We start from the raw sequence: 22,869 nt of genomic DNA, 5'->3' as shown, positions 1-22,869 counted from the left end.
CTCATACCAAAATCGAGCCTTCGAGATACAGCACCGCCTGCCCGCCGATCCTCACCCGGTCGCCGGCCAGCTCGCACAGCAGCGCGCCGCCGCGGGCCGAAACCTGACGGGCGTTCAGCACGGTCTTGCCCAGCCGCTCCGCCCAATAGGGGGTCAGCATGCAATGGGTGGAGCCGGTGACCGGATCCTCCGGAATGCCCTGGGCCGGGGCGAACAGGCGCGAGACGAAATCGACGCCGTCCTCGCCGGGAGCGGTGACGCAGACCGCGAACAGGTCGAGCTTCGACAGCAGGGCCATGTCCGGCGTCAGCGCCCGCACCGCGTCCGCCGACTCGTAGACGACCAGATAGTCGCGCCCGCGCAGCACCGCGGCGGGGGCCGGGCCGCCCAGCGCGGCGAACAGCGTGGGGTCGGGACGCTCCGCCGGGCCGGCGGGGCGGCTGGGGAAGTCCAGGGTGTAGCGGTCGCCGTCGCGGGTGACGGTCAGCACGCCGGCCTGCCGGGTGGCGAACTCCATGCGGTCGCGGCCGGGCTCCAGGATGGTGGAGATGACAAAGGCGGTCGCCAGCGTCGCATGGCCGCACAGGTCGACCTCGACCGCCGGGGTGAACCAGCGCAGCTCGAACCCGTCGCCGCTGCGGATGAAATAGGCGGTCTCCGCCAGATTGTTCTCCGCCGCGATGGCCTGGAGCTGCGCGTCGGGCAGCCAGGAGTCCAGCGGCACGACCGCCGCCGGATTGCCGGCGAAGACACGGTCGGTGAAGGCATCGACCTGATAGATGGGCAGGCGCATCGGTGGCTCCCTGAAGGGGCGAAGATGTGAAGGACGGGCGGTGGGGCGGGGCGCCGGTCAGGCCGCCTGGACCAGCGAGGCGAAGCGGGCGAGGTCGACGTTGCCGCCGGTGACGACGATGCCGACCCGCTTGCCGCGGACATCGAACCTGCCGGACAGCACCGCCGCGGCGGCAAGGCAGCCGGTCGGCTCCACCATCATCTTCATCCGGGCGGCGAAGAAGCGCATCGCCTCGACCAGCTCGGCGTCGGTGACGGTGACGATGTCGTCGACCAGCTGCTGCATCACCGGGAAGGTCAGCTGGCCGACCGCGCGGCTCTGGGCGCCGTCGGCGATGGTCTTCGGCGCGTCGATGCGGACGATGGCGCCGCTGCGCAGGCTCTGCTGGGCGTCGTTGCCGGCCTCCGGCTCGACCCCGACGACGCGGCAGCCGGGGTTCAGCGTCTTCGCGGCGACCAGGCAGCCGGACAGCAGCCCGCCGCCGCCGGTCGGCACGACCAGCAGGTCGAGCGGCCCGCCCATCTCCTCCGCCGTCTCGATCAGCTCCTTGGCGACCGTGCCCTGGCCGGCCATCACATGCGGATGGTCGAAGGGCGGGATCAGGACGCCGCCCCGCTCCTCCAGCACGCGGGCGACGGCAGCGTCGGGCGGCTCGGCATAGCGGTCGTACAGCACCACGTCGGCGCCATAGCCGCGGGTGGCCGCCAGCTTGGCCGCCGGGGCGTCCTGCGGCATGACGATGGTGGACTTCACCTTCAGCATCGACGCCGCCAGCGCCAGCGCCTGGGCATGGTTGCCGGACGAATAGGCGACGACGCCGACCGCACGCTGGAGCGGGGTGAAGCGCGACACCGCATTGTAGGCGCCGCGGATCTTGAAGGCGCCGGTGCGCTGGAAATTCTCGCACTTGAACAGCAGCTCGCCGCCGGTCAGCGTGTCGGCGGTGCGGCTGGTCAGCAGCGGCGTGCGGTGGGCGACGCCGGCGATCCGCTCCGCCGCCGCCGCCACGTCGGCGTAGGAGATGGCAAGGCCGGCGGTGTCGGCCCCGGTGGCCGTCGCGATGGTGTCAGGCATGACGGCGGTGCTCCGTCTTGGGCGAAAGGGACTGGGGGCGAAAGGGATTATTCCAGGTCGGTGAACAGGAAGGCCTGCTCGTGCCGCTTCAGCCCGGCCTGCTCGTAGAAGCCGATCGCCTTGGGCGCCGACAGAAGCAGGCACATGGTGCCTTCCCCCATCGCGTCGCGGGTGCGGCGCATCAGCTCCCGGCCGATGCCGCGCCCCTGGAGGGCGCGGTCGACGGCGAGGTCGGACAGGTAGCAGCAATAGACGAAGTCGGTGATCGAGCGGGCCACGCCCACCAGCCTGCCGTCCGCCCGGGCGGTGAGGATCAGGCCGGCGTTGCGCAGCATCGCCTCCACCCGCGGCCGGTCGCCCACGGGCCGGCGCTCGGCCAGCCCGGAGCGTTCCAGGACATCGATGAAGGCGTCGGCGGTCAGGTCCGGTTCGACGGCGTATTCGACGGCGTACTGGATCGGAAGGGATTGGTCGGCCATCGTCTCATCCCCGCCAGAACGGCTTCGACACTTCCTGCTCGACCTCGGCGCGGCTGACGCCGATGTCCTTCAGCAGATGGTCGTCCAGCCCCATCAGGGCATTGCGCTGTTTGCGCCGCTCCAGCGCGGAGAACAGCAGGTCGAGCAACCGCCAGACGAAGAAGGTCCCGGCGACACGACGGGTGGCGCGGTCGGCGGCCGGGACGGCGCCATGGGCGGCCAGGTACGAACCGGAGCTGCGGGTCACGTCGGTGTGGGGCATCGAACTCTCCATTCATCGGGCCATCGTCTGGCACACGTTGCTCGAACAATCGAGACAATCAGGATTATGGAGACGTAATCGTCGGGGTCAAATCGAATATTGTCACCATGACATTTCCGATATCGGATGTATCTTTTCGGCCACAGAGACGATTTCCGTAGCGTGGCGGAAGTGCCGGGACACTGGAAGAAATGGGGAGGTTCAAGGAGCCGGACGGGATCCTGCCGGCCGGTGCGCCCGACACCGCAAGCCGGTCCGGTAACAATCCGGATTGTCACCCTCGATATGAAGACATCTCGGCGACTCCGGGGCCCCCTTCCATTGCCATGCCGAAGCCGCCATGCTGGAGCGCGATGCGCATCACGTGGCCCAAGGCCGCCGAGCCTGTAGCCTGCATCCCTTGTAGCCAACCCTGTGGAAGGATCGTTCCGGTGTCCAACTGCCCCTGCGGTTCCGCCCGCGCGTTCGACGAGTGCTGCGGCCCGATCATCGCCGGTGCACCCGCCCCGACGGCCGAAGCGCTCATGCGCTCCCGCTACACCGCCTACGCTCGCGGCGACCTGGACCATGTCGAGCGCACGCACGCCCCCGAAATCCGCGACGACTTCAACCGTGCCGAGGCCGAACGGCTGGCCGAAGAGGCCGAATGGCAGGGGCTGGAGGTGCTGAACGCCACGGAGGCCGGGGACGGCGGCGCCACGGTGGAGTTCCGCATCCGCTTCCGGCGTGACGGCCAGGATCTCGTCCACCACGAACGCGCCTCCTTCCGCAACGAGGATGGCCGGTGGCTGTATGTGGAGGGGGAGGTCAACCCGAAAGCGCCGCCGCGCCATGTGGTCAAGATCGGCCGCAACGACCCGTGCCCCTGCGGGTCGGGCAAGAAACACAAGAAGTGCTGCGGCGCCTGAGCCGCGGATGGGAGGCGTCGATGGAACAGCGATTCGCCTGCACGGCCTGCGGAGCATGCTGCCATGGCTGGCTGCCGCTGACCCTGGAGGATGCCGTGGCGCATGCCGGGCGCTTTCCGCTGGCGATGCTGTGGACGCCGGTGCGCCAGGGTGCCAAGGCGTTCGCGCGAACGGCCGGGCTGGGCACCACGGTGCGGCTGCGCGACCGCAAGACGCTGGCCGTGACCATCGCGCCGACCATGTATATCCCGCCGTCCTTCCCCTGTCCCGAGCTGGCCGCCGACGGCCGCTGCAACATCCACGCGGACAAGCCGTCGCGCTGCCGGACCATGCCGTTCTATCCCTATCGCGACGAGCCGGACCAGGCGGACATGCTGGTGCCGCGCAAGGGCTGGGCCTGCGACACCTCGGCGGCGGCGCCGGTGGTCTACCGTGACCGCCGCATCGTCGACCGGGCCGACTTCGACCGCGAGCACGACCAGCTCCGGAGCCAGGCCGCCATCCTGCGCGGCTACGCCGACTATGCGCTGAAATACATGCCCTGGCTGCTCGACGGGCTGGAGAAGGCGGCGGCGGGGCGGGGCGGCAGCGTGGTCACCAGCCTCAGTTCCTTCCTGACCGCAACGCGCCGGCCCGATGCCGCCGCGCTGGCCGCCCGGCAGGAGCCGGTGCTGGCCGCCTTCGCGGCGAAGACGGCCGGAATCCCGGACCTGGCCGAATACAGCCGCCACTATGTGGCCTGGGGCAAGGAGATGGCCAGCATGGCCCGCCGGGCCGCCGCGCCATAGGTGTCGCGCGGACCCTACTCCTGCCGGCCCATCAGGCCTTCCAGCTTGGCGAAATCCACATATTGCGCCGGCCTCTCCTTCAACAGGTCCGGGCTCGCCTGGGCATTCTCCCGCGCGCATTCGGCGACGTAGCGGGCCAAGAGGTCGCGCATGACCTCGGCCAGAGGCGTCTGCCGCTGACGTGCGTAATTCTTGGCAACATCTTTGACCCGGCGATCTACCCGCAAAGAGATCGTCGCCTTCTTTGGATGAAACGGATCTCCGATCATGACGATCACCCACCAATCTTGCCAATCTACATGAATTGGCCTCGTCATTTGGATATGCCGGATCGGCAGTGGATACAAGGATCGTCCGGCGGACGGGCAACAAAAGCTGGGGATGATAGAATGTGAATTTGTGTGGATAAAATTTTCGTCGGTTTTCTTCTCCACAGAATCTGTGGATAGATGTGTGCGCAATCCCCGAACAGAATCGTCGCCACCCTTCCGGCCGGCCTGTCCGGCCTGTGGATGAGTGGGTTTGCCTATTTTTTGGGCGCCCCCGGCGCTCCTGCCGCCCCCGGCCCGCCGACCAGCCGCAGCCGCCCGGCCGGCGACAGGGCGGGCAGGAGCGACAGGACGGTTTCCTCGGTCAGTTCGCCCATCTGGCGGCGCTTGGCGCGGGCGGCCTCGGTCGCTTTGCGCAGGGAGTCGTAGTCGACCGGATCGGCCTGGAGCAGGGCGCGCACCCGCTCCCCGGCGTCGCGGTACTCGCGGGTCAGCGCGTCGAAGCGCGGGCGCAGCGGCTCGAAGGCGGCGCGCAGGCGGTCGGCGTCGGCATCGGACAGGTCTGCGGCCATATGCTCGACGAAGCGGTCGGGCATCGGCCGGTAGGGCGGCGGGGGCGGGTCGCGGAAGGTGGCGACCAGCATCGCCGCCAGGAACAGGTTCAGCGCCAGCGAGGCCAGCGCCAGCGCGCGCAGCCCCGGGCGCCGCAGGAAGGGCGCCAGGATGCGGGGCAGGGCGCGGGGCGGGGCGCGGCGGGAGGCGGCGGAACCGCTCATCGGGAGTCTCCGTCGAAAAGCGTGACCACATTCTCGTGCAGCAGCGCCAGTTCCTGGGGCGGCGACAGGGCGGCGGGGCCGGACAGGCTGCCGGCCATCCAGCTTCCCGCCATCCAGCCGAGCGCCAGCAGGGCGACGGACAGCCCGGCCGCCGCCCGCCGCGGCATCCGCCCGAGCAGGAGCACCGTCAGCCCGTCCTGCGGCATTGCCCGCGCGGCCTCGCCGACGGCGGACAGCAGGCGGTCGATGCGGGCGTCCGCCGGCTCGGGCGCGGTGCCGGCCAGCAGACCGTCGAATGCCTGCGCCTCCTCCCGCGCCGCCCGCAGCGCGGGCGAGCGGGCGAGCGCGGCCTCGGCGGCGGCGCGCAGCTCCGGCGGCCAGCGTTCCGGGGATGCTCCATGCGCGTCCAGATGGCGGAGGAAGTCTTCGTCGGTCATTCCATCCTCCTTCACGGGCCTCATGGGCCATCTCCGCCGGCAAGCGCGGTCTTCAGCGCGGCGCGGGCGCGGGCGAGCAGCGAGGCGAAGGCGCTTTCGCCCATCGCCAGCACCTCGGCGGCCTGCCGCAGGCTCAGCCCTTCCTGGTGGAACAGCACCACCGCGGCGCGCTGGCGGTCGGGCAAGGCGGCCAGCGCCCGGTTGACCCGCTCCGCGGTCTGGCGCTCGGCGATGCGGGCGACGATGTCGGGCTGCTCGTCGGGCAGGTCGCCGGCCTCCTCCAGCGGCGACCAGCCGGGACGGCGGCCGCGGTCGATAGCGAGGTTCATCACGATGCGGTAGAGCCAGGTGGTGAAGGCGGCCCGCCCGCCGTCCCAGCGGCCGGCATGCTGCCAGACCCGCAGGAACGCCTCCTGCGCGATCTCGTCGGCGTCGGACGGGTTGCCGGTCATCCGCTGGGCGAGCGCCACGGCGCGGCGCATGTGGCGGGCGGCCAGCCGGTCGAAGGCACCGGCGTCGCCGCCGGCAACCCGCCCCATCAGCGCGTCGTCGCCCTCACCGTCGCTGTCGCTGGCCTCGATCACCGGGGGTCCGCTCATGCCGTGGGCCAGAACTATGCCCAACAGTGCAAGGGGGTGCCAGCCTGGTGCGAATGCACCTCCCTCTCTCGTCCCGGGAGAGGGAAGGGGCCCAAGCGGAGCTTGGGAAGGGTGAGGGGTGATCCAAGAAGCCATGCGGTTCAGGAGCCTTGGGACACCCCTCACCCTCCCCACTTTGTGGGTCCCCTCCCTCTCCCGGGGCGGGAGAGGGCATTTATCCCCGAGGAGCACCGCGCCCATGCGCCGCCTCCTATTCCGCCGGGGCGGCGATGGCGCCGCGGCGGTTGCGCCGCAGGGCCAGCCGTTCCAGCGTCAGATAGACCACCGGCGTGGTGTAGAGCGTCAGCAGCTGGCTCACCAGCAGGCCGCCGATGATGGCGATGCCGAGCGGCCGGCGGATCTCGCCGCCGGTGCCATAATCGAAGGCCAGCGGCACCGCGCCCAGCAAGGCGGCCATCGTCGTCATCATGATCGGGCGGAAGCGGACCAGCCCGGCCTCGCGGATCGCCTCCAGCGGCGACAGGCCGCGCGTCCGCTCCGCCTCCAGCGCGAAGTCGATCATCATGATCGCGTTCTTCTTGACGATGCCGATCAGCAGGACGATGCCGATCAGCGCCACGATCGACAGGTCGTAGCCGGTCAGGATCAAGGCGATCAGCGCCCCCAGCCCGGCGGACGGCAGGGTCGACAGGATGGTCAGCGGGTGGATCAGGCTTTCGTACAGCACGCCCAGCACGATGTAGATGGTGATCAGCGCCGCCAGGATCAGCAGCGGCTGGCTCGACGAGGATTGCTGGAACGCCTTGGCGTCGCCCTGGAAGCCGGCGCGGATGCTGGCGGGCATGCCGATGTCCTCCGCCGCGCGCTGGATCACCTCCGTCGCCTGGGACAGCGAGACGCCGGGGGCGAGGTCGAAGGTCAGGTTGGCGACCGGGAAGCCGCTCTGGTGCTGGATGCTGGAGGCGTCGTTGACGATGGCGACGCGAGCCACCGCCGACAGCGGCACCATGCCGCCGCTTCCCGCCACATGGATGCGCTTCAGGTCGTCGGGGCCGAGCGCCTCGGATGGATCGACCTCCAGCACCACCTTGTGCTGGTTCTGCGCCAGATACATGGTCGAGACCTGCCGCTGGCCGAAGGCATCGTACAGGACCGCCTCCAGCCCGCTCAGCGACACCCCCAGGCGCGAGGCGGCGTCGCGGTCGACGATCAGGTCGGCCTTGATGCCGCCGTTCTGGCGGTCGTTGGCGACGTCGACCAGCTCCGGCAGGGTGCGCATCTTCTCCACCAGCTTGGGCGCCCAGTCGTTCAGCGCGCCGATGTCGGCGTCCTGCAGGCTGTAGCGGTACTGGCTGCGCCCCTGGAAGCCGCCGACACGGATGTCCTGCACCGGCATCAGGTACAGCTGCACCCCCGGCACCCGGCCGGCGCGCTGGCGCAGCCGCTGGGTGACGGTGGCGAGGTCGTCGCGCTCGGCCTTCGGCTTCAGCGCGATGTTGATCTGGCCGGAATAGCTGCCACCGGGCCCGCCGCCGCCGATGGTGCCGCCGACGCTCTCCACCGCCGGGTCGCCGGCCACCGCCTCCTGCAAGGCGCGCTGGCGCGTCACCATCGCCTTGAAGGAGATGTCGGGCGGCGGGTCGCTGAACCCCATCAGCAGGCCGGTGTCCTGCTGCGGCACGAAGCCCTTCGGCACCTGCCCGTAGAGCCAGACGCTGATGCCGACGATGGCGGCGGTGGCCAGCAGCATGGTGCGGCGGTGGACCAGCACCCAGTCCAGCCCGTCGGCATAGAGGCCGAACAGCCGGTCGCCGATCCAGGCCAGCGCGCGGGCGAGGCGCCCGGGGGGCTTGCGCTCCGCCTCCGGCTCCAGCAGGTGGGCGCACATCATCGGGGTCAGGGTCAGCGACACCACCGCCGACACCGCGATGGCGACCGACAGCACCACGGCGAACTCGCGGAACAGCCGGCCCTGGATGCCGCCCATGAACAGGATGGGGATGAAGACGGCGATCAGGGACAGGCTGATCGACACCACGGTGAAGGCGACCTGCCGCGCCCCCCTGACCGCCGCCTCGAAGGGCCTGGCGCCCTTTTCGATGTGGCGGACGATGTTCTCGATGACGACGATGGCGTCGTCGACCACGAAGCCGACCGAGATGGTCAGCGCCATCAGCGAGAAATTGTCCAGGCTGTAGCCGGCGATCCACATCACGCCGAAGGTGCCGGCCAGCGACAGGGGCACCGAGGCCGCCGGGATGACCGTGGCCCACAGCCGGCGCAGGAACAGCGCCATCACCATCACCACCAGCGCCACCGTGACCGCCAGCGTCTTCTGCACGTCGTCGATGGAGGCGCGGATGGTCGGCGTGCGGTCGGTGCGCACCGACAGGACGACCCCCGGCGGCATCCAGCCGCGGAGCGTCGGCAGCTCGGCGTTCACCAGATCCACCGTGTCGACCACGTTGGAGCCCGGCTGCTTCTGGATGTTGATCAGGACGGCGCGCTGGCCGTCCTGCCAGGCGGCGGTCCGGCTGTTCTCCGGCGCCTCGACCACCTCGGCGACGTCGCCCAGCCGGACGGTGGCGCCGTTCTTCTCGGTCACGATCAGCCGGCGGTAGGCATCGGCGCCGAACAGCTGGTCGCTGGCGCCGATCGACCAGGATTCATGCGTGCCGTCGAAGCTGCCCTTCGGCCCGTTGGCATTGGCCTGGGAGATGACGCTGCGGACCGTCTCCAGGCTGACGCCCATGTTGGCGGCGGCGGTGGCGTTGACCCGCACCCGCACCGCCGTCTTCTCCGCCCCGTTGATGGAAACCTGGGCCACCCCCTCGATCTGGCTCAGCCGCTGGCCGATGATGGTGTCGGCCAGATTGAACAGCTCGGCCGGGGCCAGCGTGGCCGACGTCATGGCCAGCGTCATCACCGGCGCGTCGGCCGGGTTGATGCGCCGCATCCTGGGCGGGCTCGGCAGGTCGGCCGGCAGGTCGCCGCCGGCCGCGTTGATGGCCGCCTGGACGTCGCGCGACGCCGCCTCGACATCGCGGTCGAGGTCGAACTGCACGACGACCGAGGTGCTGCCGAGCTTGCTGTTCGAGGTCATCTCCGACACGCCGGCGATGCGGGACAGCCGCCGTTCCAAGGGCGTGGCGACCGAGGCGGCCATCGTCTCCGGGCTGGCGCCGGGAAGCGAGGCGGTGACGACGATGGTCGGGAACTCCACCTGCGGCAGCGGCGCCACCGGCAGGAAGCGGTAGGCGACCATGCCGAGGATCATCAGCCCGACCATCAGCAGCGAGGTGCCGACCGGGCGCTGGATGAAGGGGGTGGAGAGCGACATCCTGGACGGGTCCATGGCCGTTACTCCGCCGCCGCTTGGCCGGGCGTGCTGCCCGGCGCGGTGTCGGGCTTGCGGTCGTTGCCCGGCAGCGCCACCGCCTTGCGTCCGGGGCGCAGCCAGCGGCCCAGCCGGTTGCCCAGCCGGTCCATGTAGAGATAGACGACCGGCGTGGTGTAGAGCGTCAGCACCTGGCTCAGCACCAGCCCGCCGACGATGGCGATGCCCATCGGCCGGCGCAGCTCCGATCCGGTGCCGGTTTCCAGCGCCAGCGGCAGGGCGCCCAGCAGGGCCGCCATCGTCGTCATCATGATCGGGCGGAAGCGCAGCAGCGACGCCTCGTAGATCGAGCGTTCCGGCGCCATGCCCTGGTGGCGCTCGGCCTCCAGCGCGAAGTCGATCATCATGATCGCGTTCTTCTTGACGATGCCGATCAGCAGCACGATGCCGACCAGCGCGATCAGCGACAGGTCGTGCCCGGTCGCCATCAGCGCCAGCAGGGCGCCGATGCCGGCCGAGGGCAGGGTCGACAGGATGGTGATCGGGTGGATCGTGCTCTCGTACAGCACGCCCAGCACGATGTAGACGGCGACCACCGCCGCCAGGATCAGCCATGGCTGGGTGTCCAGCGACGAGCGGAACTCCGCCGCGGTACCGGCGAAGCGGGCGGTCGCGGTGGCCGGCATGCCGATGCCGTCGCGCGCCTGCTGGATCGCCGTCACCGCCGCCCCCAGCGAGACGCCGGGCGCCACGTTGAAGGACAGGGTGACGGAGGGGAACTGGCCCTGGTGGGTGATGACCAGCGGGGCGGTCCGGCGCTCCACCGACACCACGGCGCCCAAGGGCACGACACCCCCTCCGCTGGACTTCACATAGATCTTGGACAGCGAGGCCGGGTCCATCTGGAAGGAGGGCTCGACCTCCAGGATCACCCGGTACTGGTTGGTCTGGGTGTAGATGGTCGAGACCTGGCGCTGGCCGAAGGCGTCGTAGAGGGTGTCGTCGATGGCCTGGGGCAGGACGTGCAGGCGGCTGGCGGCGTCGCGGTCGATGGTGAGGTAGACCTGCAGCCCGTCCGGCTGCTGGTCGGTGGCGACGTCGGTCAGCTCTGGCCGGGCACGGAGCGCGTCGAGCAGGCGCGGGGTCCAGCGTTCCAGCTCCTGCGGGTCGGCGTCCTGCAGCACATACTGGTACTGGGTGCGGCTGACCCGGCTGTCGATCTGCACGTCCTGCACCGCCTGCATGAACAGCGAGACGCCCTTCAGGCCGGAGGTGGCGTCGCGCAGCCGGGCGATGATCTCCTCCGCCGAGGCGCCGCGCTCGCCGCGCGGCTTCAGCGAGATGGTCAGGCTGCCGGTGTTGGTGGTGGCGTTCACCGTGCCGGTGCCGACGAAGCTCGCCACCCCGGCGACGTCGGGATCGCGCCGGACGATGTCGGCGACCTCGCGCTGGCGCTCCGCCATCGCCTTGACCGAGATGGAGGGGGCGGCGTCGGTCACGCCGACGATGACGCCGGTGTCCTGCTGCGGCAGGAAGCCCTTGGGCATGACGTCGTAGAGATAGAGCGTCGCCACCAGCGTGGCGATGGTGACGGCCAGCGTCGCCGGCTGGTGGCGCAGCACGACGCGCAGCGACGCGGCATAGCCGTTCAAGAGGGCGTCGAAACCGCGCTCGGTCCAGCGGAACAGGGCGTTGGGCTTGCTTTCGGTTTCCGGTTTCAGCAGGCGGGCGCACATCATCGGCGTCAGCGTCAGCGAGATCACCGCCGACACCAGCACGGCGATGGACAGCGTGATGGCGAATTCGCGGAACAGCCGGCCGACCACGCCGCCCATGAACAGCAGCGGGATGAACACCGCGATCAGCGACAGGGTCAGCGACACCACGGTGAAGCCGATCTGGCGGGCGCCCTTGAGGGCCGCCTGCAAGGGCTTCTCGCCCTTCTCGATGTGGCGGACGATGTTCTCGATCATCACGATGGCGTCGTCGACGACGAAGCCCGACGCGATGGTCAGCGCCATCAGCGACAGGTTGTCCAGGCTGAAGCCGCACAGAGCCATGATGCCGAAGGTGCCGATCAGCGACAGCGGCAGCGCCGCCGCCGGGATCACCGTCGCCCAGGCCTTGCGCAGGAACAGGAAGATCACCAGCACCACCAGCCCGGCGGTCAGCACCAGCGTCTTCTGCACGTCGACCACCGAGGCGCGGATGGTCTCGGTCCGGTCGGTCAGCACCGCCATGTGGATCTGCGGCGGCAGCGTCGACTGGAGCGACGGCAGCAGCGCGCGGATGCGGTCCACCGTGTCGATGATGTTGGCGCCGGGCTGGCGCAGCACGTTCAGCAGCACCGCCGGCTTGCCGTCATGCCAGGCCGCCAGCCGGGTGTTCTCCACCGAATCGACCACGGTGCCGATGTCGCTCAGCCGCACCGGCCCGCCGTTCTTGTAGGTGACGATGATCGGGCGGTAGGCGGCGGCGGTCTCGATCTGGTCGTTGACGCCGATCGACCAGGATTGGCGCGGCCCGTCGAAGCTGCCCTTCGGCGCGTTGACGTTGGCCTGGGTGATGGTGGTCCGCACATCCTCCAGCGTCAGCCCGAGCCCGGCGACGGCGGCCGGGTTGACCTGCACGCGCACGGCCGGGCGCAGGCCGCCCTCGATCCCGACATAGCCCACACCCTCGACCTGGGACAGCTTCTGCGCCAGCAGCGTGTCGGCGGCATCGCTGACCGTCTCCAGCCGCAGGGACTCCGAACTCAGCGCCAGCACCATGACGGGGGTGTCGGCCGGGTTGACCTTGTCGTAGACCGGCGGATTGGGCAGTCCCTTGGGCAGCGTGCCGGACGCGGCGCTGATCGCCGACTGCACGTCCTGCGAGGCGGCGTCGATGTCGCGGGTCAGGTCGAACTGCAGGGTGATGACCGACAGCCCGAAGGAGCTGGTCGAGATCATCGAGGAGATGCCGGCGATCTGGCCGAGCTGGCGTTCCAGCGGTGCCGTGACGGAGGACGCCATCACGTCGGGCGCCGCCCCCGGCAGCTGGGTGGTGACGCGCACCGTCGGGAAATCGACCGTCGGCAGCGACGAGATCGGCAGCGCGCTGTAGCCGAGCAGGCCGAGCAGCACGACCGCCAGCATCAGCAGCCCGGTGGCGACCGGCCGCAGGATGAAGGGGGCGGAGATGTTCATGAGGGCTGCCGCCCGTCGCGCGGGCCGGCGCTGCCCGGAGAGGCGCCGTCATGCGGCTGCCGCTCCCGCCTACGCTCCTCGCGCGCGGCGGGGGCGTTGTCCGGCGTTGCGGCGGGGGCGGTGAGGGGGGCGGGGGTGGAGGCCGCTCCTGCCGGTGCCGCCGAGGCGATGGGCTCGACGATCCGCACCTTGGAGCCGGGCTGCAGCCGGTACTGGCCGTCCACCACCACGCGCTCGCCGGGGGTCAGCCCCTCGTCGACGATCGCCTTGTTCTCCTCCTGGCGGGCGACCCTGATCGGCCGCTGTTCGACCGTCAGGTCGTCCTTGAGGACATAGGCGTAGGTGCCCTGCGGCCCGCGCTGCACCACCGTCGCCGGCACCGTGGTGGCGCCGCGGCGGATGGCGGACAGCAGGCGGACATTGACGAACTGGCCCGGCCACAGCTTCTGCGGGTCGTTGGGCATCTCGGCCTTCAGGCGGATGGTGCCGGTGCCGCTGTCGATCAGATTGTCCACCACCGCCAGCTTGCCGGTGTCGAGCACGCGCCGGCCCTCGCGGTCCTGCGTCTCGACCTTGACCGGGCCTTCGGCCTGGGCGGCGAGAATGGCCTGAAGCTGTTTTTCCGGCAGGGTGAAGATGACGGCGATGGGCTGGATCTGGGTGATGGTGGCGATGCCGTTCTGGTCGCTGGCCCGCACCACGTTGCCCTGGTCGACGGCGCGCAGGCCGATGCGGCCGCTGATCGGCGCGGTGACGGCGGTATAGTTCAGCTGGACCCGCACCGCCTCGATCGACGCCTCGTCGGCGCGGATCTGCGCCTCGTACTGGGCGACCAGCGCGCGCTGGGTGTCGACCGTCTGGCGCGACGCGAACTCCTTCAGGTTCATGTTGCGCTCCAGGTCGCGCCGCGCGTTGGCGAGCAGCGCCTCGTCCTGCGCCTTCTTCGCCTCCGCCTGCGCCAACTGGGCCTGGAGCGGGCGGGAATCGATGGTCGCCAGCAGGTCGCCGGCCTTGACCAGCTGCCCCTCCTGCAGCGAGACGCGCTGCAGCTCGCCGTCGACGCGGGCGCGCACGGTGACGCTGTTGAAGGCCTGGACCGTGCCGATGCCGTCGAACCAGATCGGCACGTCCTCGCGCGCCACGGTGCCGGCCTGCACCGCCACCACGGCGCCGCGCCCGCTCCCCGCTCCCCCTGGAGGAGCGCCGGGCGGGCCGGGCGGCGGGCCGCCGGCCCCGGCGGCATGGGGAACCGCCGGGGCGGTCAGCTTGAGCTGGACCGCGTAACCGACGCCGCCGACCAGACCGGCGAGAATCACACCGGTCACCACCGGCTTCCAACGAATCGTCATGACTGTCCCGACGCTTGTCCGGACGGCCGCAGGGCCGCCCCGCTCTGTCTGTCTGCTCCTTGATACGGGGCGGCGCCGCGGATTCGTCGGGGGACGGTGCCGATTTTTTTGGCGCCGGCATACGTCGACAGGTATCGGCGCTCCAGCGCCCTGCAAGATCCGGCCGGAATGAAGGTCCCGTTCCAACCGCGGGCGACCGGCTCGGCGGCGATCCCGAGCGTCCGATACCGGGGAGCGGAAGTGCTGGCTCACCGAGGGGGATTCCCCAGGCGAGCGATCCGCGATTCGATTCTCCGTCAGGATTGGGAGGAGCGAATGCCGGCGGCGTTGCCGATCCGGGAAGAGCTGAGCGCCAGCGGCGCGGCTGTCCGGCATGGACCGCCAAGCCCGGCGCGACGCGGTGGCGCGCTACAACGCGGAAGGCGTAGCCGGGCTCTACGACCGCCCACTGCCCGGCGGGCCGGGGTGGCTGGGCGACGGCGAGCAGGCGACGCTCAAGGCCCTCATCCTGGCCGGCCCCGATCCCAGGCGGCATATGGCTGCACGCCGACTTGAGCGCCAAGCTCGATCTGCCCCAGACAGCCTTGCAGGAAGCAAGCTACCGCCTGCCGGGCAACGCTAGCAACGTCTTCGCGGGAAACCGATTCGTATACACCCCACAGGTATCCCTCATGCAGTCCGGCTTCACAGAGAGCCCGGAAATGAGCGGCAGCACCGGAGAGTGCTGGGAAGTTCCGGCCGGGTACGCCGCTCCGCTCGGCCAAACGCTGTAATATGGCTGCGATTTGGCGTTCCGCGTGCCGAATTCCGCACTCGTAGAAGATGCGGCCAACTTCCGGAAAACGACCGGTTTCCGCCATCACGAGGCGGGTCACGGCAAGCGCTGAAGGGGACAGTATCAAGTCCAGATAGGCTCGCGCCGTGTCCTCCAGTACAGCATCGGTCTCCTTTCCCTCCACCTGCACCGTGGCAAGGGCGGCCCGGGTCAAAGTCCCGACTTCCTCGACATAGGCTGCGAACAGCGCTGCTTTGGAGGGGAAATAGCGATAGAGCGTGCTTTTGGAGCCGCCCACCTCCGCGGCGATGCCGTCCATCGAGGCTTCGGCATAGCCATGCCGAAGAAAAGCCCGGCCGGCAATCGTCAGGATCGCGGTCCGCCGGGCGGATGTGCCGACTGGCATGATAAACCCCCCTCCAATCGACCGGTTCGCGGTATGGTCATGCTCGGTCACGCGGCGGCAATGGCCCGGACATGCGCCGCGGCGGTGTCCAGAAAGGCCTGGGCGAGGCCGGGGTCGTTGACGGCACGCGAGAGCGTCAGCGCACCGACCATCAGCGAGAGAATCGCCATCGCCTTGCTCTTGAACTCCTCGCCCGGCGTTTCCGAAATCAGACGTTCGAGGACGTCGAGATGCGTCCTGATCCCGGCTTCGAACGACGCTTTCACCTCGACGCCATGTCTGGCGGCGTCGGAGCCGAGCGCCACGAGCGGGCAGCCATCCGGCCTTTCCCCGAGATGCCCGGCGCTGAGATACAAGTCGACCACCGCGCCGAGGGGATCCTCGGGCCTTGCCGTGGCCACCGCCGTCCATCGGCAGGAGGCGCTCTCCAGCGCCCGGCTCGCAGCCTGCGCCGTCAGATCCTCCTTCGAGGAGAACTGCTTGTAGAAGGCGCCCTGGGTCAGCCCCGCCGCCTCCATCAGATCCTTGAGGCCGATGCCGTCGAAGCCGTGCTCCCGAAAAAGACGGCTCGCCACGTTGATCACAGTCTGCCGGTTTTCCTCGGCCTGAACCCGACTCACACGCATGGTATGCCCTCTTTTTAGATTTCAACCAACCTCTATAAGAGATGCGGACGACGGACACAATTCTCCACCTCGCCTATGCCGCCGGACGCGTCCAGGGCACCGGATGGGAGGCGTGATGCCTGCCCCAGGCTCCGCCGATCATCGCGGCCGCCGTCAGGAGGCCGTATGAGACCGCCGCCAGGGCGGTGATCTGGAACAGGGTCGACAGTCCGGCACCGAACCAGATGACCGCCGACCAGCCGATGAAGGCGGCAAGGATCATGCGGACGGTGCCGGCCAGGACGGGAAACAGCACGCGCTTGGCTCCCTGGCTGGCGAAATAGAGCGCCAGCCCCAGCCCGACCGCGCCGTAAACCGGCGCCACGGTCCGCAGATAGAGGGTGCCCATCGCCAGCACCTCGGGGTCATCGCTGAACAGGCCGATCCAGGCTTGCGGGAAGATCGCGGCGGCAAGGCCGATGACCTCGGTCATCCCGAAGGCGATGGCGGCGCCGATCCAGGCGATACGACGCGCCCGCGCCGGCTGCCCGGCCCCGATGTTGTGGCCGACCATGGTGACCATGGCGGTTCCAAGCCCGAAGATCAGCGGAATCTGGATGTAATCGAGGCGTGAGGCGATGCCGTACCCGGCGATGGCATCGGCGCCGAACCGGCCGACCGCGGCGGTGACCAGGGTGACGGTGAGATTGACCTGGACGGTGCCGATGGCCGACAGGAAACCGACCCCGAGGATGTCCTTGAACAGGACCGTGCGCAGGGGAACGACCCTCAGCTTCAGCAGGCTCTTCGAAGAGCGCAGATAAAGCGTCAGCGCAAGTGCCGCGAACAGATAGTAGATGACCACCGCGGCCCCGCCGCCGGCAACGCCGAGACGGGGCAAGGGCCCCCAGCCGAAGATCAGGGCGGGCGACAGGATGATGAGGAGCACGGTGCCGGAGGAGATCACCCGTGCCGGCACCTTCACGTTCCCGGCGCCGCGAAGCGCCGACGACAGCAGGGCCGTGACCCAGATCGGGATGGAGCCGGCGAACACGACCCCGGAATAGGTGAGCGCCGCCGCCAGCGCCGGTCCCGTTCCCCCCATCGCCCGATAGAGGACCGGTCCGGCAAGCAGAGCCGCCGCGGTGAAGAGGATGCCGAATGCGCCGGCCAGAACGACCGCGTGCCAGATCAGCGCTTCGGCATCCTCGCGGCGTTTCGCTCCCAAGGCCCGCGCGACGGCAGAGGAGACGCCACCGCCGATGCCGCCATTCGCCATCATCTGCATGAGCATGAGCACGGGAAAGACCAGGGCGACACCGGCGAGCGCATCCTTCCCGAGAAAACCGATGAACCATGTCTCGGCCACCCCGACCAGAGTCTGGACGACCAGCACCAGGATCGTCGGCACCGCGAGGCGGAGCATCGTCGGAACCACCGGCCCGTCGAGAACGCCGGGCGGCACTTTGTAGGCGGGGGCCGGGGCCGCCGAAGGCTCCTGACGGGACAGGGCGGTCATGGGATTTCCTTCACGGGACCGGATGCGACGGGCCTGGCTCAGACCGGCAGCCGCAGCATCCTGCGCAGGTTCTTGTCGAAGGCGGCGGCCGGGACGAAGCGGCGCAGGACGCCGACCTGCCGGGCCAGCTTGCCCGCCGGGTAGCGCAGCTTCGGCTGGGAATCCGTCGCGGCCTTCACGATGGTTTCGGCCACGGTCTCGGGCGTGTCGCCCTTCCTGGTCGCGTCCTGAATGGCCAGGGTCACGCCGGCCCGCGCGGACGCATAGGCGTCGAGCGAGCGATCCGGCTTGATGAGGTTCGCGTCGAACGAGGTTCGGGTATAGGCGGGCTCGACCAGCGCGACCCGGATGCCGAGCGTGCGCAGTTCATGGTCAAGCGATTCGGAGTAACCCTCCACCGCGTGTTTCGTCGCCGCATAGAGCGCGAAATAGGGGGCCGGAATGAATCCGAGCGCCGAGCTGAGATTGATGATCCTGCCGGTTTTCTGGCGCCGCATGATCGGCAGCACGGCGTTGGTCATGCGGATGACGCCGAACATGTTCACGTCGAACAGCGCCCGCGCCTGGGCGACCGAGGACTCCTCCGCACCGCCGAAAATGCCGACGCCGGCATTGTTGACCAGCAGGTCGATGCGGCCGGCGTCGTCCAGCACCTCCTCGACCAGGGCCGCCACCGAGGCGTCGTCGGTGACGTCGCAGGTCAGCATGGTGACGCCGTCGGGTCCTTCGGCGGTCGCGTGACGGCTGGTCCCGAACACATCGAACCCCGCCGCGCGCAGGGCCTTGGCCGCCGCGTAGCCGATGCCGGACGATGCGCCCGTCACCAGAGCGATGCCACGTTCGATCTTTGCCATCGGGGTCCTCACTTTCCTGTTTGTGCCGGGACCGGCCTTGGAAGCGGCGTCGCCGCGCCAAAGCGCCCTGCCATTTAGATTGCGTTCGAACTCTATATCGAATATAGATGTCGTACGCAATCTAAATTGACCGAGGCGGCGGGCATGAAAAAGAGACCCATGATCGTGGCGGGTGGCGTTCTGACGGCGGCGCTGGGTGCTGCCGCCGTCGTGACGCTGTCCATGCACACACAGGAGGCGTCGGCGGTGAGCGATCCCCGGCAGGAGGCGCCGATCGTCCGGCTTGCCACTGCTGCTCCGGTGGCCGGATCGGACCGTGGTTTCACCGGCGTCGTCGGGGCGAGGGTGCAGAGCAATCTCGGCTTCCGCGTCCCCGGCAAGATCGTGGAGCGGCTGGCGACGGTCGGGCAGCCGGTCAGGGCCGGCCAGCCGCTGATGCGCATCGACGAGACCGACCTGCGCCTCGCGCTCACGGCCAAGCGCAACGCGGTTGCCGCAGCGCGCGCAACGGCGGTGCAGACCCAGGCGGACGAGCGGCGCTACGCCAGTCTGGTCAATGACGGCTGGGCCACCCGGCAGCGTCATGAACAGGCGAAGGCCGCGCTGGACACCGCCAGGGCGCAGCTCGCCAGTGCGGAAGCCGATGCGCGGGTCGCCGAGAACGAGGCGACCTACTCGGTCCTGGTGGCCGACAGCGACGGCACGGTGGTCGAAACGCTCGGCGAGCCGGGGCAGGTCGTCGCCGCCGGCCAGACCGTCGTCCGGATCGCACAGGCCGGCCCGCGCGAGGCGGTGGTGGCGCTGCCGGAAACCATCCGGCCGCCGATCGGGTCGCTGGCCGAAGCCAGCCTCTATGGGAGCGACGGGCAGCGCTACCCCGCGCGTCTGCGCCAGCTGTCGGACGCCGCCGACGCCCAGACCCGCACCTACGAGGCGCGCTATGTGCTCGATGGCGATGCCGCCTCGGCACCTCTCGGGGCGACGGTCACCATTCGCCTGGCCGCAAGGGCGGGCGAGGCGGATACGCTGGTGCCGCTGGGGGCCGTGCTGGATGACGGCCGGAGGACCGGTGTCTGGACCCTGGACCGCGCCAGCTCGACGGTGCGCTTCCAGCCGGTGCGGCTGGTCCGGGTGAGCGGCGAGGCCGCCGTGATCTCCGGGCTCGGCCTCGGCGATCCGGTGGTGTCGGTCGGTGCCCATCTTTTGCAGGAGGGGATCCGCGTCAGGACCGCCGCCGAGAGCGGGAGCCGGTGATGAGCCTCAATCTTTCCGCCATTGCCGTCCGTGAACGGGCCGTCACCCTGTTCTTCATCCTTCTGCTGGCGGCGGCAGGCGCCTTCTCCTTCGTCATGCTCGGACGCGCGGAGGATCCCGCCTTCACCATCAAGACGCTGACGGTCACCGGCGTGTGGCCGGGTGCCACGGCGCGCGAGATGCAGGATCTCGTCGCCGAACCGCTGGAGAAGCGTCTTCAGGAACTGACCTGGTACGACCGGGTGGAGACGACCACGCGGCCCGGCTACGCCTATATGACCCTCACGCTGAAGGACAGCACGCCGCCGGCCAGGGTACAGGAGGAGTTCTACCAGGCCCGCAAGAAGATCGGCGACGAGACGCGCAACCTGCCGCCCGGTGTGCTCGGACCCTTCGTCAACGACGAATATTCCGACGTGAGCTTCGCGCTCTATGCGCTCAAGGCCAAGGGCCTGCCGATGCGCGAGCTGGCCCGGCAGGCCGAGGCGATCCGCCAGGATCTGCTGCATGTGCCCGGCGTCAAGAAGGTCAACATCCTGGGCGAGCGTCCGGAACGGATCTTCGTCGAGTTCTCCTATGCCAAGCTGGCGACGCTCGGCGTGTCGGCCCAGGACATCGTCGCCGCCTTGCAGCGGCAGAACACCGTCACCCCGTCGGGCTCCATCGACACAAGGGGGCCGCAGGTCTTCATCCGGATCGACGGCGCCTACGACGGGGTGCAGGCCATCGCCGACACGCCCATCGTCGCCGCCGGACGGACGCTGAAGCTGTCGGACATCGCCGAGGTCCGCCGCGGCTACGAGGATCCGCCGACCTACATCATCCGTCACCAGGGCGAGCCCACCGTCATGCTGGCGACGGTCATGCAGGAGGGTTGGGACGGCCTGGCGCTCGGCAAGGCGCTGGAGGACCGGGCGGCCGGCATCGCGCGGTCGCTGCCGCTCGGGATGACGCTCGACAAGGTGACCGATCAGGCCGTCAACATCACCTCGGCGGTCGACGAGTTCATGCTGAAGTTCGCGATGGCGCTGGGGGTGGTGCTGCTGGTCAGCCTGCTCAGCCTCGGCTGGCGCGTCGGCATCGTCGTGGCGGCGGCCGTTCCGCTGACGCTCGCCGTCGTGTTCCTCATCATGCTGGAAACCGGCCGTTTCTTCGACCGCATCACGCTCGGCGCGCTGATCCTGTCGCTCGGCCTGCTGGTGGACGACGCCATCATCGCCATCGAGGTGATGGTGGTGAAGATGGAGGAGGGCGTCGACCGCATCGGGGCGGCCGCCTATGCCTGGAGCCACACGGCGGCGCCGATGCTGTCCGGAACGCTGGTGACGATCGCCGGCTTCCTGCCGGTGGGGTTCGCGCGCTCGACCGCCGGCGAATATGCCGGCAACATCTTCTGGGTCGTCGGATTCTCCCTCATCGTCTCCTGGATCGTCGCGGTGGTCTTCACCCCCTATCTGGGCGTCAGGATGCTGCCGGCGATCAAACCGGTCGCCGGCGGTCACGAGGCGATCTACGGCACCCCGAACTACCGGCGCCTGCGGCGGATCATCGCCTTCGCCGTGCGCCACAAGGCCCTGACCTGTGGTGTCGTCGCCATCGCCTTTGCCGTCGCCATCGTCGGCATGGGCGGCGTCAAGCAGCAGTTCTTCCCGACCTCCGACCGCCCCGAGGTGCTGGTGGAGGTCCGCCTGCCGGAAGGCACCAGCATCGAGACGACGACGGCCTCGGTCGAGAAGATCGAACGCTGGCTGGCCGACCAGCCGGAAGCCGGGACCGTCACCAGCTACATCGGCCAGGGCGCTCCCCGCTTCTTCATCGCCCTGTCGCCGGAACTGCCCGATCCCGCCTTCGCCAAGATCGTCGTGCTCACGCCGGACGCCGAGGCGCGCGAGGCCCTGAAGCACCGGCTGCGGCAGACAGTGGCGCAGGGACTGGTGCCCGAGGCCTATGTGCGCGTCACCCAGCTCGTGTTCGGCCCCTACACGCCGTTCCCAATCGAATTCCGGGTGATGGGGCCCGATCCGGCGCAGCTCTACAGCATTTCCGAAAAGGCCCTCGCCATCATGCGGAGCGTGCCGGATGTCCGGCAGGCCAACCGGGATTGGGGCAACCGCACGCCCGTGCTGCGCTTCACCCCGGACCAGGATCGCCTGAACCTCATCGGTCTCTCGCCGGCCGAGGTCGGCCAGCAACTCCAGTTCCTGCTCACCGGAATCGCCGTCACCCAGGTCCGCGAGGACATCCGCAATGTCCCCATCGTGGCGCGCAGCGCCGGCGGCGAACGTCTGGACCCGGCGCGTCTGGCGGATTTCTCGCTGATGAGCCGGACCGGCCAGCAGATCCCGCTCGACCAGATCGGACATGCGGAGATAAGGCTGGAAGAACCGATGATGAAGCGCCGGGACCGGACATCGGTCATCACCATCCGCTCGGACTTCGACGAGACGACCCAGCCGCCGGAGGTGTCCAAGCAGATCATGACGGCCCTTCAGCCGCTGATCGCCTCGCTTCCGGCCGGCTATCGCATCGAAATGGGCGGATCGATCGAGGAAGCCGTCAAGGCCAACACGGCGCTCGGCAAGGTCTTCCCCGTCATGATCGCCGCCATGCTGGTCTTCATCATGCTTCAGGTGCGGTCCTTCTCGACGATGGCCATGGTCCTGCTGACCGCACCGCTCGGCGTCGTCGGCGTCGTGCCCATGCTGCTCGCCTTCAACCAGCCCTTCGGCTTCAACGCCATCCTGGGGCTGATCGGGCTGGCCGGCATCCTGATGCGCAACACGCTGATCCTGACCGAACAGATCAAGGAGAACCAGGCGGCCGGCCTCGACGATTATCACGCCGTTATCGAAGCCACGGTGCAGCGGACGCGGCCGGTGATCCTGACCGCCCTTGCGGCGGTGCTGGCCTTCATCCCCCTCACGCACTCGGTGTTCTGGGGGTCGATGGCCTATACGCTGATCGGCGGCACGGCGGTCGGCACGGTGCTGATCCTGCTGTTCCTGCCCGCTCTCTACGCGGCATGGTTCCGCATCAAGCCGGCGGCGGTCGGCGAGGCGTCACAAGCCACCATACCCGTCTCGGCGTGACCTGAAGGGCTTTTGCGAGGTGGCTCTCCAGAACCGGGAGCCATCTTGCACTCGTTCGGGCGGTGGGCCTTCGTGCTCGAACACCATCCGAACCGCGCGTTCGCGGAC

General features: G+C 69.4%; 20 protein-coding genes. 5 read left to right on the top strand and 15 right to left on the bottom strand.

Features of this window, described 5'->3' with window-relative positions; genetic code table 11:
* Position 1: 1 nt before the first annotated feature.
* The 4 genes from ABMY26_RS31580 to ABMY26_RS31565 are packed head-to-tail and all read right to left on the bottom strand — an operon-like array spanning position 2 to position 2,608.
* A complete protein-coding gene (locus ABMY26_RS31580; protein WP_372400156.1) occupies positions 2 to 793 on the bottom strand; it encodes a PhzF family phenazine biosynthesis protein in 792 nt (263 codons plus the stop codon).
* A gap of 57 nt (positions 794 to 850) precedes the next feature.
* The gene (locus ABMY26_RS31575; protein WP_372400155.1) at positions 851 to 1,867 is read right to left on the bottom strand and encodes a threo-3-hydroxy-L-aspartate ammonia-lyase; all 1,017 of its coding nucleotides are present in this window, start codon (positions 1,865 to 1,867) and stop codon (positions 851 to 853) included.
* 47 nt (positions 1,868 to 1,914) lie between these two features.
* Positions 1,915 to 2,346 carry a GNAT family N-acetyltransferase gene (locus ABMY26_RS31570; protein ID WP_372400154.1) on the bottom strand — a complete coding sequence of 144 codons (432 nt, stop codon included), beginning with the start codon at positions 2,344 to 2,346 and terminating at the stop codon, positions 1,915 to 1,917.
* 4 nt (positions 2,347 to 2,350) lie between these two features.
* Positions 2,351 to 2,608, bottom strand: coding sequence for a DUF1127 domain-containing protein (locus ABMY26_RS31565; protein WP_372400153.1), 258 nt, complete (start codon positions 2,606 to 2,608; stop codon positions 2,351 to 2,353).
* A gap of 431 nt (positions 2,609 to 3,039) precedes the next feature.
* Between ABMY26_RS31565 and ABMY26_RS31560 the strand changes: the two genes are divergently transcribed.
* Both ABMY26_RS31560 and ABMY26_RS31555 read left to right on the top strand, forming a co-directional pair.
* Positions 3,040 to 3,516, top strand: a complete 477-nt coding sequence (locus tag ABMY26_RS31560; RefSeq protein WP_372400152.1) for a YchJ family protein — start codon at positions 3,040 to 3,042, stop codon at positions 3,514 to 3,516.
* 20 nt (positions 3,517 to 3,536) lie between these two features.
* Positions 3,537 to 4,304: a YkgJ family cysteine cluster protein gene (locus tag ABMY26_RS31555; protein ID WP_372400151.1), complete on the top strand. Its 768-nt coding sequence runs from the start codon at positions 3,537 to 3,539 to the stop codon at positions 4,302 to 4,304.
* Positions 4,305 to 4,318: 14 nt separating this feature from the next.
* On the opposite strand, the gene ABMY26_RS31550 is transcribed toward ABMY26_RS31555, so the two are convergent.
* The 7 genes from ABMY26_RS31550 to ABMY26_RS31520 all read right to left on the bottom strand — a co-directional run bounded on the left by ABMY26_RS31550 (position 4,319) and on the right by ABMY26_RS31520 (position 14,259).
* Entirely contained in the window at positions 4,319 to 4,573 is a 255-nt protein-coding gene (locus ABMY26_RS31550) for a hypothetical protein (protein ID WP_372400509.1), read from the bottom strand.
* A gap of 257 nt (positions 4,574 to 4,830) precedes the next feature.
* Positions 4,831 to 5,349: a periplasmic heavy metal sensor gene (locus ABMY26_RS31545; protein WP_372400150.1), complete on the bottom strand. Its 519-nt coding sequence runs from the start codon at positions 5,347 to 5,349 to the stop codon at positions 4,831 to 4,833.
* On the bottom strand, positions 5,346 to 5,786 hold the full coding sequence (locus tag ABMY26_RS31540; protein WP_372400149.1) for a hypothetical protein: 441 nt from the start codon (positions 5,784 to 5,786) through the stop codon (positions 5,346 to 5,348). Before ABMY26_RS31540 ends, ABMY26_RS31545 begins: the two co-directional genes overlap by 4 nt.
* A gap of 20 nt (positions 5,787 to 5,806) precedes the next feature.
* Complete coding sequence (locus ABMY26_RS31535) at positions 5,807 to 6,385, bottom strand: RNA polymerase sigma factor (RefSeq protein ID WP_372400148.1); 579 nt, start codon at positions 6,383 to 6,385, stop codon at positions 5,807 to 5,809.
* 250 nt (positions 6,386 to 6,635) lie between these two features.
* Complete coding sequence (locus tag ABMY26_RS31530) at positions 6,636 to 9,740, bottom strand: efflux RND transporter permease subunit (RefSeq protein ID WP_372400147.1); 3,105 nt, start codon at positions 9,738 to 9,740, stop codon at positions 6,636 to 6,638.
* Positions 9,741 to 9,745: 5 nt separating this feature from the next.
* Positions 9,746 to 12,910 carry a multidrug efflux RND transporter permease subunit gene (locus tag ABMY26_RS31525; protein ID WP_372400146.1) on the bottom strand — a complete coding sequence of 1,055 codons (3,165 nt, stop codon included), beginning with the start codon at positions 12,908 to 12,910 and terminating at the stop codon, positions 9,746 to 9,748.
* On the bottom strand, positions 12,907 to 14,259 hold the full coding sequence (locus ABMY26_RS31520; RefSeq protein WP_372400145.1) for an efflux RND transporter periplasmic adaptor subunit: 1,353 nt from the start codon (positions 14,257 to 14,259) through the stop codon (positions 12,907 to 12,909). Before ABMY26_RS31520 ends, ABMY26_RS31525 begins: the two co-directional genes overlap by 4 nt.
* Positions 14,260 to 14,623: 364 nt before the next feature.
* On the opposite strand from ABMY26_RS31520, the gene ABMY26_RS31515 reads away from it, so the two are divergent.
* On the top strand, positions 14,624 to 14,881 hold the full coding sequence (locus ABMY26_RS31515) for a helix-turn-helix domain-containing protein (RefSeq protein WP_372400508.1): 258 nt from the start codon (positions 14,624 to 14,626) through the stop codon (positions 14,879 to 14,881).
* On the opposite strand, the gene ABMY26_RS31510 is transcribed toward ABMY26_RS31515, so the two are convergent.
* The 4 genes from ABMY26_RS31510 to ABMY26_RS31495 form a co-directional block, all read right to left on the bottom strand.
* On the bottom strand, positions 14,763 to 15,440 hold the full coding sequence (locus ABMY26_RS31510) for a TetR/AcrR family transcriptional regulator (protein ID WP_372400144.1): 678 nt from the start codon (positions 15,438 to 15,440) through the stop codon (positions 14,763 to 14,765). The two genes, ABMY26_RS31515 and ABMY26_RS31510, sit on opposite strands and share 119 nt — an antisense overlap.
* Positions 15,441 to 15,487: 47 nt before the next feature.
* Positions 15,488 to 16,066, bottom strand: coding sequence for a TetR/AcrR family transcriptional regulator (locus ABMY26_RS31505; RefSeq protein ID WP_372400143.1), 579 nt, complete (start codon positions 16,064 to 16,066; stop codon positions 15,488 to 15,490).
* 73 nt (positions 16,067 to 16,139) lie between these two features.
* Complete coding sequence (locus tag ABMY26_RS31500; protein ID WP_372400142.1) at positions 16,140 to 17,564, bottom strand: MATE family efflux transporter; 1,425 nt, start codon at positions 17,562 to 17,564, stop codon at positions 16,140 to 16,142.
* Positions 17,565 to 17,602: 38 nt separating this feature from the next.
* A complete protein-coding gene (locus ABMY26_RS31495) occupies positions 17,603 to 18,418 on the bottom strand; it encodes an oxidoreductase (protein ID WP_372400141.1) in 816 nt (271 codons plus the stop codon).
* A 144-nt stretch (positions 18,419 to 18,562) separates the two neighbouring features.
* Here ABMY26_RS31495 and ABMY26_RS31490 point away from each other — a divergent pair, with 144 nt between their 5' ends.
* Both ABMY26_RS31490 and ABMY26_RS31485 read left to right on the top strand, forming a co-directional pair.
* Entirely contained in the window at positions 18,563 to 19,672 is a 1,110-nt protein-coding gene (locus tag ABMY26_RS31490; RefSeq protein WP_372400140.1) for an efflux RND transporter periplasmic adaptor subunit, read from the top strand.
* Positions 19,672 to 22,761: an efflux RND transporter permease subunit gene (locus ABMY26_RS31485; RefSeq protein ID WP_372400139.1), complete on the top strand. Its 3,090-nt coding sequence runs from the start codon at positions 19,672 to 19,674 to the stop codon at positions 22,759 to 22,761. The genes ABMY26_RS31490 and ABMY26_RS31485 overlap by 1 nt, the downstream gene beginning before the upstream one ends.
* Positions 22,762 to 22,869 lie beyond the last annotated feature (108 nt).

It is taken from the genome of Azospirillum sp. HJ39 (assembly GCF_041507355.1).
GTDB classification, from domain to species: domain Bacteria; phylum Pseudomonadota; class Alphaproteobacteria; order Azospirillales; family Azospirillaceae; genus Azospirillum; species Azospirillum thiophilum.
The sequence above is the reverse complement of the archived record's forward strand: the minus strand, read 5'-3'. Positions and strand labels throughout refer to the sequence as shown.